Annotated in this window: 13 protein-coding genes; 9 read left to right on the plus strand and 4 right to left on the minus strand. The window is 30.0% G+C overall.

Annotation, left to right across the window (positions count from 1 at the left end; translation table 11 throughout):
• Positions 1-135: 135 nt before the first annotated feature.
• From A9G03_RS06080 to A9G03_RS06090, 4 genes are all read right to left on the minus strand, one after another.
• A complete protein-coding gene (locus A9G03_RS06080; RefSeq protein WP_065798700.1) occupies positions 136-321 on the minus strand; it encodes a hypothetical protein in 186 nt (61 codons plus the stop codon).
• A gap of 280 nt (positions 322-601) precedes the next feature.
• Entirely contained in the window at positions 602-883 is a 282-nt protein-coding gene (locus A9G03_RS06085) for a hypothetical protein (protein WP_065798701.1), read from the minus strand.
• Between the two features lie 17 nt (positions 884-900).
• Positions 901-1,050, minus strand: coding sequence for a hypothetical protein (locus A9G03_RS12545; RefSeq protein WP_179854744.1), 150 nt, complete (start codon positions 1,048-1,050; stop codon positions 901-903).
• 531 nt (positions 1,051-1,581) lie between these two features.
• A complete protein-coding gene (locus tag A9G03_RS06090; RefSeq protein ID WP_065633654.1) occupies positions 1,582-2,277 on the minus strand; it encodes an XRE family transcriptional regulator in 696 nt (231 codons plus the stop codon).
• A 567-nt stretch (positions 2,278-2,844) separates the two neighbouring features.
• On the opposite strand from A9G03_RS06090, the gene A9G03_RS06095 reads away from it, so the two are divergent.
• From A9G03_RS06095 to A9G03_RS06130, 9 genes are all read left to right on the plus strand, one after another.
• On the plus strand, positions 2,845-3,228 hold the full coding sequence (locus tag A9G03_RS06095; protein ID WP_065633653.1) for an antiterminator Q family protein: 384 nt from the start codon (positions 2,845-2,847) through the stop codon (positions 3,226-3,228).
• Between the two features lie 804 nt (positions 3,229-4,032).
• The gene (locus A9G03_RS06100) at positions 4,033-4,341 is read left to right on the plus strand and encodes a phage holin family protein (protein ID WP_065633601.1); all 309 of its coding nucleotides are present in this window, start codon (positions 4,033-4,035) and stop codon (positions 4,339-4,341) included.
• A 201-nt stretch (positions 4,342-4,542) separates the two neighbouring features.
• Positions 4,543-4,983, plus strand: coding sequence for a lysozyme (locus A9G03_RS06105; protein WP_065798702.1), 441 nt, complete (start codon positions 4,543-4,545; stop codon positions 4,981-4,983).
• A 22-nt stretch (positions 4,984-5,005) separates the two neighbouring features.
• Entirely contained in the window at positions 5,006-5,353 is a 348-nt protein-coding gene (locus A9G03_RS12550; protein ID WP_065633599.1) for a hypothetical protein, read from the plus strand.
• Positions 5,268-5,480: an Rz1-like lysis system protein LysC gene (gene lysC, locus A9G03_RS12850; RefSeq protein WP_442903108.1), complete on the plus strand. Its 213-nt coding sequence runs from the start codon at positions 5,268-5,270 to the stop codon at positions 5,478-5,480. The genes A9G03_RS12550 and lysC overlap by 86 nt, the downstream gene beginning before the upstream one ends.
• A 437-nt stretch (positions 5,481-5,917) precedes the next feature.
• Positions 5,918-6,781: a hypothetical protein gene (locus tag A9G03_RS06115; protein WP_065633598.1), complete on the plus strand. Its 864-nt coding sequence runs from the start codon at positions 5,918-5,920 to the stop codon at positions 6,779-6,781.
• Between the two features lie 653 nt (positions 6,782-7,434).
• Entirely contained in the window at positions 7,435-7,752 is a 318-nt protein-coding gene (locus tag A9G03_RS06120) for a hypothetical protein (RefSeq protein ID WP_065798703.1), read from the plus strand.
• 215 nt (positions 7,753-7,967) lie between these two features.
• Positions 7,968-9,446, plus strand: coding sequence for a sialate O-acetylesterase (locus tag A9G03_RS06125; protein ID WP_065798704.1), 1,479 nt, complete (start codon positions 7,968-7,970; stop codon positions 9,444-9,446).
• 79 nt (positions 9,447-9,525) lie between these two features.
• The gene (locus A9G03_RS06130; protein ID WP_065798705.1) at positions 9,526-10,362 is read left to right on the plus strand and encodes a hypothetical protein; all 837 of its coding nucleotides are present in this window, start codon (positions 9,526-9,528) and stop codon (positions 10,360-10,362) included.
• Positions 10,363-10,539 lie beyond the last annotated feature (177 nt).

The following is a 10,539-nucleotide window of genomic DNA, read 5'->3' on the forward strand; positions in this document are numbered from 1 at the left end:
AAAAATTATCTTATAACATAATGTAAAAATTGAATGTATTATTTTAATAGATTAATTTAATAATTTATCTATTAAATAAATGCCATTATTTTTCGCAATTTTAATGTTTTTTTATTTATATAAATAATAGGGCAATTAATCTTTAAAATCATTACGATGTTTGATTTCAAATTCATTTTTACAATTCTGGTTGCAATATGCTAACCCATCAGGAGTTGGATTGTTACAATTACGACAGTATTTGTTAATTTTTTGAGCAAATACATTAGAATCATTTAAGATTGATTCTATATCCTTTTCAGGACTGTTTTTTATTACCATACAAATTATCCTCAATAATGAAATAAGATTCTAAAATTCAACGATGATTTAATAACTTTATTTTGTTATTCAGTATGTCACTTAGATTAACTGTCTGATAAAAGGCTGGTATTTTTGCTAATAAGGAAAATTGTAAATTAATGTAATCTGTATTGTATATCTGTTTTAATATCAACCTATTTTTATATCTGTCTCTGTTTTTTAGCATGAATACTGAGTTGCTTATCATCTAATTTATTTTCTGTTAATTTAATTAAGCTACATTAATAAGCATTTTTATTTAATAATTTAGTGAATGTTGTTTAAATTCAAACTGTGCTTGAGAATAACAAATATCAATAATAAATTGATGATATATCTTTGCATCAACACTATGGTTTTCTAATTTTAATTTAAGTAATGCCAATATTTGCCAATCATTTTCATTACTAAAATTTCCCATTAGCTCATCAGCACGTTTATCAATCCACTCCTCTTGAGCATCTTGTTGTTCGATTTTATCGAGCATTTTGTAATAACTCGCTTCGTAGCTATTTTCGACTAATTGTTGCAACTGACGCATGATTCACCTAATTGTTATTAATAAAAAGCAATTAACAAGGCGACCAATCCCATAAAGATTAATATTAAATTGGCAAAGTAGATAAATCGGATTTCGTGTTTAGTTAATTGATAATCTTTGTCAAATCTGTTTTTGGTTTTAATATTAATAAAATCTCTATTAATCATGATATTTCCTTAAAAAAGGCCCCAACATGTTGGGGCGAAGGATGTGGTCTGTTCGCAGTCTTTCCCGCTGTCCTTTTCCTAACAACAGTGTGCGTGAGTGCTGATAGGATGAGATATGGCAGTATTAATTGTGTTATGTGCAATTAACACTGCCATCAGCCGCAGTTTACCGTCATGCCTGTGACATGTATCAAAACCGCAGTATGTTCATATGCCCCTGCTAGCTACTTGAATCTTGTTAACGCATTAAATAACTCGTAGTCTTGTTTAATGACACTGTTAACTTGATTGGTTTTGATGTGGCAATGATAATATATGTTATCATCGGTGTCAATAATTAAAGTTATTAATTTGTGTTTTTTGGTTATTGTTTGTTATCACTAAAGGCAACGTTACATTATTGAGGTGAAACGGTCTCAGCCCAATAACGGGCTGTTGTGGAGGGGGAGTAGACTGTGTTATCAATTGTTATCATTCCAACCTGTGCTGCTTGACATGGAATGATGAGCGTTTTATCTGATTATTCGGTCATTAGTTAAGTATGGATGATTGCCACCAGACTCGTCCTAAAATAGTAATCTCATCTTGTGAAATGATTTCGTCCTCATAACCTGGATTATAACTTCTGATTTTGATTTGATTACCGGGTAGTTTTTCCAGAATTTTGATTCGCAGTAACCCATCGTGATTAATCGCATAAATTTTACCATCACGAATACTGGTATCGGCCTGGTCAATAGCAACCGTGGCACCATCTTGAAAAACAGGCTCCATACTGTCACCATAAACTGTTAAGCAAACTGCACAATCTTTATCAATGCCATAGCGGCGCATGGTTGAACGAGACAGTCTTAACTTGTAACCATTATAATCTTCAATATCATCTGCAAATCCATCACCGGCAGATAGCCGTACATCCTTATAAAATGGCACTTCAACCTCATCATTATCAAGTGGTGTTTTACTATCCCAGTCATCGATAGTTCCCAGTATTTTTGCATTGGCTTGGTTTTTGCCCACGTCAGGTTTTCCGACGCCTTGGGTAAGCCATAACAGGTCAACATTTAAAGCTGTTGCAATTTCAACAATTTTGCGTGACGTGCTTGATTTACCGGAAACCAGTTTTTGAATGGCGGGTTGGCTAATTTTGACTTTCTCGGCTAATTGGTGCTGAGACAAGCCGGATGCTTGTAATGCCCAATTTATTCTATCGGTAAAAGTGGTCATAGTGTTACCTCGTGGTTATCGACCGGGTCAGTATATAACCCAAGTTATCAAATATCAATGATTAATAGCGATAATGATAATTGCTTTAAATGATAATATAGGTTATCATTATTAATAATTAAAATTATCAAACTCAAATTGAGCAATAATAACAATAACTTTAACGATAAAACGCCCAATCAATTGAGTACTTTTGATGATTTTAATTTAATGGGTAGTGTAATTTACTTAATTATCTGGGGCGTTAGCGGTTTGTACTAATGATATTTTACTCTTTACTGAGTTATCACGGATGTAGTCCTAAGCTCACTATACTGCGAAGGTTTATAAGAAGGGCATGAACTTGTTTAGTTTCGATGTTTTTTCTAAGTAATAAGTAATAAGTAATAAGTAATAAGTAATAAGTAATAAGCAGTAAGTAGTTGTCAGGATAGTGTAACGCATAGACCTGATAATTTTAGGCTCATTAGTTTGTTTTAACTCAGTATAAAGAATAACACAAGTTACCCATTAATATTTTGAACCCAGTATCAGCATAAAAAATAGTGGAATAAAGAAGAGGTCACAATGAAAGAGACGAAAGATATTTTAACGGCATGGCGAAATACCCGCATTGTTAAGCGTATAGGAACAGAATATCCATCACAATCATCGGTTGTTGCTGGAGCGGCTCGAGATTTTGATTATCGTCAATATTTGACAGAGCAAGAAGCAGAGGTTGTTGATAATGCTGTTTTGAGTTTGAAAGAATATAATCCGGTGCAATGGACGGTGTTAGTGGCGTATTACTTAAAGAATGTGTCTTGTAATGCACAAGCGAAAGCGATAGGTAAAAGGCCTCACGACATTATCAATATTTTGAATCAGGCGCAAAGTTTTGTGGGAGGGAATATTTATCCATTTTTCAATAAAAGTAGTAAAAATGTTAAACATTGCAGTGAAAATGCTTGACATTGCGCAAATAAGCATATATAATTAGTCCATAATCAAAATTTAAACGCATAAAAAAGCCCGCTAGCAATAGACGGGCTTTTTTGTTATGTGATTAAAATTGATATTACCTATATAATTGCTTTAACATGAAGTTGTTTAATTTAAAATATTTTCATTATGTATTTGGGCTGTCTTTAATTTTTTAATAAAAGAAAATATGCTTGTTTATTATTTATTAGTTTAATGGCATACCTTGTTTAATTATTCGTTATCTTTAATGACTACTTTCTGTTTTATTGCACCACCTTTTTAATACGAAAAATTGAATAAAAAACAATAAAAATATAATGTTAATATATTTGTTATTGGTTAGTATTTAAAATCGTCATTTTATTACACTCTAATATTGTAATAATGATCCTATCCTTTGAATTGTTTTAAACGATATTGTTTGATTTATAATTATTCATTTTATTTAATAAATCTTACAATAAAATCATAAAGTAACATTTAACCAATTACATCAAAATTAAAAATGTTCATACCTTTCTATTAGTGCAAATTATCTTTCTTATTATCTCAATCAGATCGCGTAAATTGATTATAAAAAATCATTACTAGGTTATGGTTAGGATAAATAGGATTTTTCTGCTTAATATTAATTATTGATAAATAAGTTTTTTAGCATCAAACAATTGAGAATTATTTAAACCAATTTAACATTGGTGTTTTAGTTTATGTCTAATAAAAACTCATATTATACCTATTTGAACATCATTCATTTTAATTACCTAATTCTAAAATACTTATAAGGTTAATCATATGTCAATCAAAGATCCCGATAATATCCATTGGATAGTTGTTGTATATTTATTTTTTGTTACGTTACTTGGCTCATTAGCCAGTTATTGCTATCACTTACTCAATGGTCATAAGTTCTTTTTGTGGACGTTAATTGCTCAAATATTTATATCGATTTTTGCTGGTGCTTTGGTCATCCTTATTGCTAGTTATTTCAATTGGGCTTTTGAAATGGCGGGTGGAGTTGCAGGTTTGGCAGGCTGGTCAGGCGCTAATTTAATTAAAATATTAGAAGAAAAGTTACTTAAAAAAATGAAAGATAATGATTAATAAGTTATTTTGATAGATTATTTAAATAAATTAACCACATAATCAATGTAATAAATTATTCTAAAAATTATTGATTATTATTTTACTATTAATTGATAGTTAATAATGTTCTTTTTTATTTCTTCTGATTCCCATCAATTATCTAAAAAATTTCAATGCAATATACAGACTGATAACACTAAACAAAATTAGGAAAATGTAATGATTATTAGTGAAAAAGGGTTAGAACTTATCAAAAGTTTTGAAAGTTTAGCGGTCAAAGCCTATAAATGTCCAGCTGGAATCTGGACCATTGGTTATGGTCACACCAAAAATGTGAAAGAGAATGACAGAATAAGTCAGGCACAAGCTGAATGTTTTTTAATGCAAGACTTATATCCAGTTGAACAGTCGATTAATAAATTGGTGAAAGTTAAGTTAAATCAAAACCAATATGATGCGTTATGCTCATTTGTATTTAATGTCGGTGTATCAGCATTTAATCAATCGACTTTATTAGCAAAATTAAATATTGGTGACTACCTTGGTGCATCGAAAGAGTTTTGTCGTTGGAACAAAATCACTGTCAATGGTGTTAAACAATCATGCATTGGTTTAGCTAATCGTAGACAAGCTGAAGAAGATTTATTTAATCATTTCTAACTAATCTTTTAGGGAAATAAAAATGGCAAAAATTGCAGGTGTTTTTATGTTTCTATGCTTGTTATTAATTTGTTTGTATATAAAACAAATCCAGGTATCTAAACAAAGGTTAGAACAAGTTCAAGAACTGACTAATAAGCTTTCTCAGCTTGAACAGAAAACGATAAAAGATAATCAGATTATTGCTAATAATGAAATTACAAAACGAAACCTTGAAAATCAATCCTTAGAATTGCAGGAAAAAATTGATGACTTACTTAAAAATAACCAATGTGCTAATGAGTATGTTCCTAGTGATATTACTAACAGCTTGTACGAAAGAGCAAAAAGTTTACATCAATCGACCAATATCCGAAAGCTTATTAACTGATTGTTTACCTGCTTTACCACCTAAACCATTAACCTTTGCGAGTAGTCTTAAATATAACGAACATTTGCTCAATGTTATTGAAAAGTGTAATCAAGATAAAAGGGCAATTCGAGCTTTAAACCAGTAAGGTGGTTGATAGAAATCAAAATGATATATCAATAAGTTATTAATCTAATTTCTATTCTTTTAAAGCGGCGTTAAGGTATTAAATAAAAATACCCAGTTTTTAATACATATTTTTACACTCTTTCATAACGTGGTTTTAATGAGTTAATTGACTTAAATTTATACTAAATTAACTCGTTATATTAATGCTATCCCCCATTTTGGTTGGCAGTCAATGCAATAACCCATTCCTTTAATCAAAAAAATGAATGGCAGGTTGTTTAATAACAACTTCGCTATCTACCTATCGATATGACTGGCTATTATTTTACTAAATAGTGAGTCATTTTCGATTATTACCTTGTGTAATAACATTAGTAAAAACTTGCGAAATAAACTTTTATTCAAAGTTAAACGCAAATTTCTTTTTAACTTAAATAACAAATAATGGAGAATTTTATGTCAAATTTACAAGATACAACACAAAACACTAATTTAATTTCTTTTGAACAAATTCTAAAATTGGTTAGTCCAGAAGCATTAGCCATTTATACAAGATACATTGACAGAATTGCCCAAAACGTTAATGGCAAAGAACAAGCTCGCCCAAACAGTTATGGTTTATTAAAGCTAGTAAATATGTTAGTCGTATCCGGTCTACATAAGAAATGTGCAGGCCTATTTTATTTAGCATCACCTATCAACATCAATTTCCCAGGTGAGGTTAAGTATGAGCATATTCGGTATGATGTATTTGGCTCAAATCATTTGGATAAATATTCAGCTTTCCCAACAGTTACAGTACAAGGAACGAAAATTGAAAATCAGGCAGACCTTTATGATCATCGACCTATTGAACCTGCGAAAGAGGATTTATGTTTAGTATTTATGATGTCTCAACCTTCAACTTATGGATTTGATTGGGGTGGAGAAAGCGAAGAAAACCACGCACATGCATTTTCTTCAGCCGGTAATGCTAGTAACTTCGGCGACGCTATCTTTAAATGGAATAGTGGTAAAGATTTTACTGCTGTAAAAAAATCTGAAGATACACAAGATCCTCTTGGGCTTTATGTGATTCATGTTAATGGAACTTCATTAGACTACCGTCATCGTACTGTTAAATTAACTAAATCAGTTCCACAGTCATATGCTAGATTCTGTGGATCTTTATTAAATTACAATACAATCAAAAATCCAAGTAATGGTACAATGAAATTGTATGCTACATTTAGTAATGGTGGAATAGGCGAGCAAGGTTTAACTTCAACTGAAATTGATAAAATTCAACAAATTTTTGCTGAATGCGAACCGTATCTATAATGAGTTAATTTGTATTGAAATTGAAAGCCCACAATTATTGTGGGCTTTTTCTCGCTAATAAATGACTAGAAAAATAATTTAACTTTTTGGTTATAATTTAAATTATTAAATAACTTTTCATATATATCTTAGTGCTAAATAATAGAGTGAAAAAGTTCATGTTTTAAAACGTGGTATAGAAGCTTTTGAGTGCAGCTACAAATAAGGTATAACCGCCTATCTACCATATATTTAAATGATTAATTCTAGTAATAATTGTTAAATATTTTAGACAGTAGTTACAACGTTTTTAAAAGTACAATTCACCCCTCAAGTGTAAAAATTTAAAAAAAGTATGCTTACATCACTATTTAATAACTAAAAATTAAATGAAATATAGTCTTACTTGTTTCAAACTAGGTGTGCTTTATAAGTTATCCTCAATAAAAATTGACGTTTATGATCATTTTTTCGCGTTTTAGCAAATTAAATTAGGCTAATCAAAAAATCCAAGCTTTTTCAATTTTGAATTGAAAGTATTGATATGGTATAGAAAAATACTTTATGTACTGAAACTACTATCAAACTAAAAAATTCAAAAATTATAAAACAACACAAATTTAGTAAGTATAAATATTGTTCTATTTTTCATAAATAACAATGGTAAAAATAATATGACAAATTTAAATGAAACATTAAGTGATTTATCAGATCGAACAAACACTTTTCCGCAAAATTTTTATGATGTAAAAGAGGATGGTTATTATATTTGTAATAGAAATGGTGATTATGTTTTAAAAATTGACAAAGACGGTAACTTTCAATTTCTTAATAAAGAACCTTCAGCATTTACTAATACCCAAAATAATGGTTTTTCGATTATTGATAGGTTAGGTAATGTTGTTTTTAGAATTGATGAAAAAGGATACACAGAGTTCAAGATTACTCGTCAATTTGCTAAAAAGCTAAAAGAGTTCTTCAATCAACTATAGAAATAGGGTATTAACACTAATTTTTTAAAATATTTAAATAACTAAAATCGTTTAGCAATAATTTTGGATTGATTAATTTAAATGACTAAAACAATGCAGATTTGATAAAGATAAAAATAAAAAAGTCTTGTTATGATTTGAATCTAACAACCTTTATCTAAATTTATAACTGTATTTTGTTTTTTAATATATGTAACAAAGGATGAATTGCAATTATGGTAAATTTAAACGATTCATTGAATGATTTTTCGGATCCTGAAAAGTCAATACCAGAAAATTTACATGATTCTAACAATGATGGTCATCATGCTCTGAAAATTGATAAACAAGCCAATGCTCAATTTATCGATAAAGAAAATTTTTCATTCAATAATACTCAAAAAAATGGTTTTACTATTGCTGATGAGCAAGGCAATGTCTCTTTTGAAATTGATGAAGCGGGTAATTCAGAATTTAATATTAATAATCAGTTCGCATCTAAATTAAAAGCATTAATTTATCCACCTGATTTAGGGCTTGCTGATATTAATCATATTATTGCTTATGGTCAATCATTAGCTGAAGGAACAAAATCATATCCACTCCTTTCTGGGCAACCATTTTCTCCATACGCTAAAATGTTTAATCATGGCATTCGCACTCGTTTTGCTGGCGGTAAGCCATATCAAACATTGGTAGACCACATTGAAAGGCAAGACCCTCCTGATAGTTTTGAGTCCCCTTCTGCTGGTACAGCAGAGATGTTTATTCGTGAAATTGAACTTCATAATTTTAAAAATAAATTGATTCTTTCTTCCAATTGTGCTCATGTAAGTCAATCAATATTGAATTTGTCTAAAGGCAACTCCGACTATCAAAACATTATTAATGATGTCCAAAATGGTAAACGAATCGCAACTGAACAAGGTAAATCTTACCGATTACTTGCAATCACCTTTACTCAAGGTGAATCTGATTATAATTGTGGTATCAACTGGTATAAAGCTGCTCTTAGAAAATTGCGAGCTGATTTAATTGAGGACATTGAAAAAATCACGGGCGATGACTATTCTGATTTACCTTTTATTACTTATCAAATATCTTCTTCTTTTAGTGCTGATAATGTTGTTCCAGATTGTCCTGATGTTGCTTTAGCACAATTAGAGTTAGCACTTGAACAAGATAGTGGATTTTATCTAGCTACACCAATATATCAGTTACATTATCAAGATAAATGGCATATAGATGGACCAAGTTCTAAATTATTAGGTACCTATTACGGTTATGTTTTGAGTAAAGTTATATCGGGTGAAGATTGGCAACCATTACATCCAATTTCTCACACTATTAACGGTAAACTTTTAAACCTGAAATTTAATAAATCTGGTTTAACATTTGATAAACCTCAATATTTTAAAAATAAAAATTTAACTATCCCAAATAGAGGGTTTTCAATAAAAAATTCAGTGGGCAAAGAAATTATAACTAAAGTTGAACGACTTAATGATGATAATAATTGCGATACGCTTCGTATAGAGTGTAAAGAGAGCCCAAAAAATCTAATAATTACTTATGGTTTTTTCAATATAGAGAACCGGAATGCTGGTGAGTTGCATGATAATAATAACATTGTCTATCGTATAGGTAATGAAGATTACCATTTATATAACTGGTGCGTTATTTTTAATTATTATTTAAGAGAGCAACAAAGTTAAGTCATTGCGAGAAAATACTAGAATTAAAATAGTGACTTGATCGAGTCTACTAATACACAAAAATTAGCGGAGATTTTCTATGTCAGGTGTAGCAATTAAAGTCCCAAATGTCAATTGGAGTAAAAATAATTTAGGTACTGTTGATTATGGCAGTGATAAAAACGATAATCCACTGACTACAGTAAGTGATAAAGCCTATGTAATTTATGAAGATTACATGGATAAATCACAGAGACGAGACAATCAGTACTTATTATTACTCATTGATGATTTAATAAAAGCAGGATTAGATCAAAAATGTAAAGCATTATTTTATCTTGCATCAAAATATCAAAACATCAATCATATTAAGTATAGCTTGATAGGGCATGATAACTTAGACTCTAATTCTGCTCCAATAATATCAGTTAATGGTATTGAAGTTAATGGCAATGTTAGTCTATTTGATCACACCCAGTATGATTTAGGCAATACTGATTCGAATCTATGCCTTGTTTTTATAATGTCTAAAGCTTCAACAGGTGGTTTTGATTGGGGCGGCGAACAATATAAAAACCATGTACATTCATTCGTCTCTGCTGGAGAAGCTAAGTGGCAAACAGGCGTTATATTTAGATGGGGAGGAGAAGATGCTATTAAAAAAATAGCAGATCAGCAAGAAAATGATGGTGTTTATGTTATTCATATTAATAAAAAATCATTAGTATATAAACATAAAAATGTGACTATTAATAAACAACTATCAGCACAATCAATGGCTAAGTTTTGTCCGCGTTTAATGGCTTACAGTACAATTAATGATTCTCCATCACAGGGTATTATGAAGTTATATGCTACATTTAGCCGAGAAGATTTAACTGCATCTGATATCAATAAAATCCATGAAATCTTCACAAAATATGAACATTTACTTTAAACTATAAGTATGTATTTACATTCAAAGTCCATACCTTGGTATGGGCTTTTCTTCTCTATAAGTTCACCATTTATTGTCATTATTAAAGGGATAATTTTATATCGTTATCCAAGCTCTTGCACTTCACAATTTTTACTCCTTTCAACTAGATTAACATTCTAATTATTATTAATAATC

The organism is Gilliamella sp. wkB171, assembly GCF_001693755.1.
GTDB classification, from domain to species: Bacteria; Pseudomonadota; Gammaproteobacteria; order Enterobacterales; family Orbaceae; genus Gilliamella; species Gilliamella apicola_F.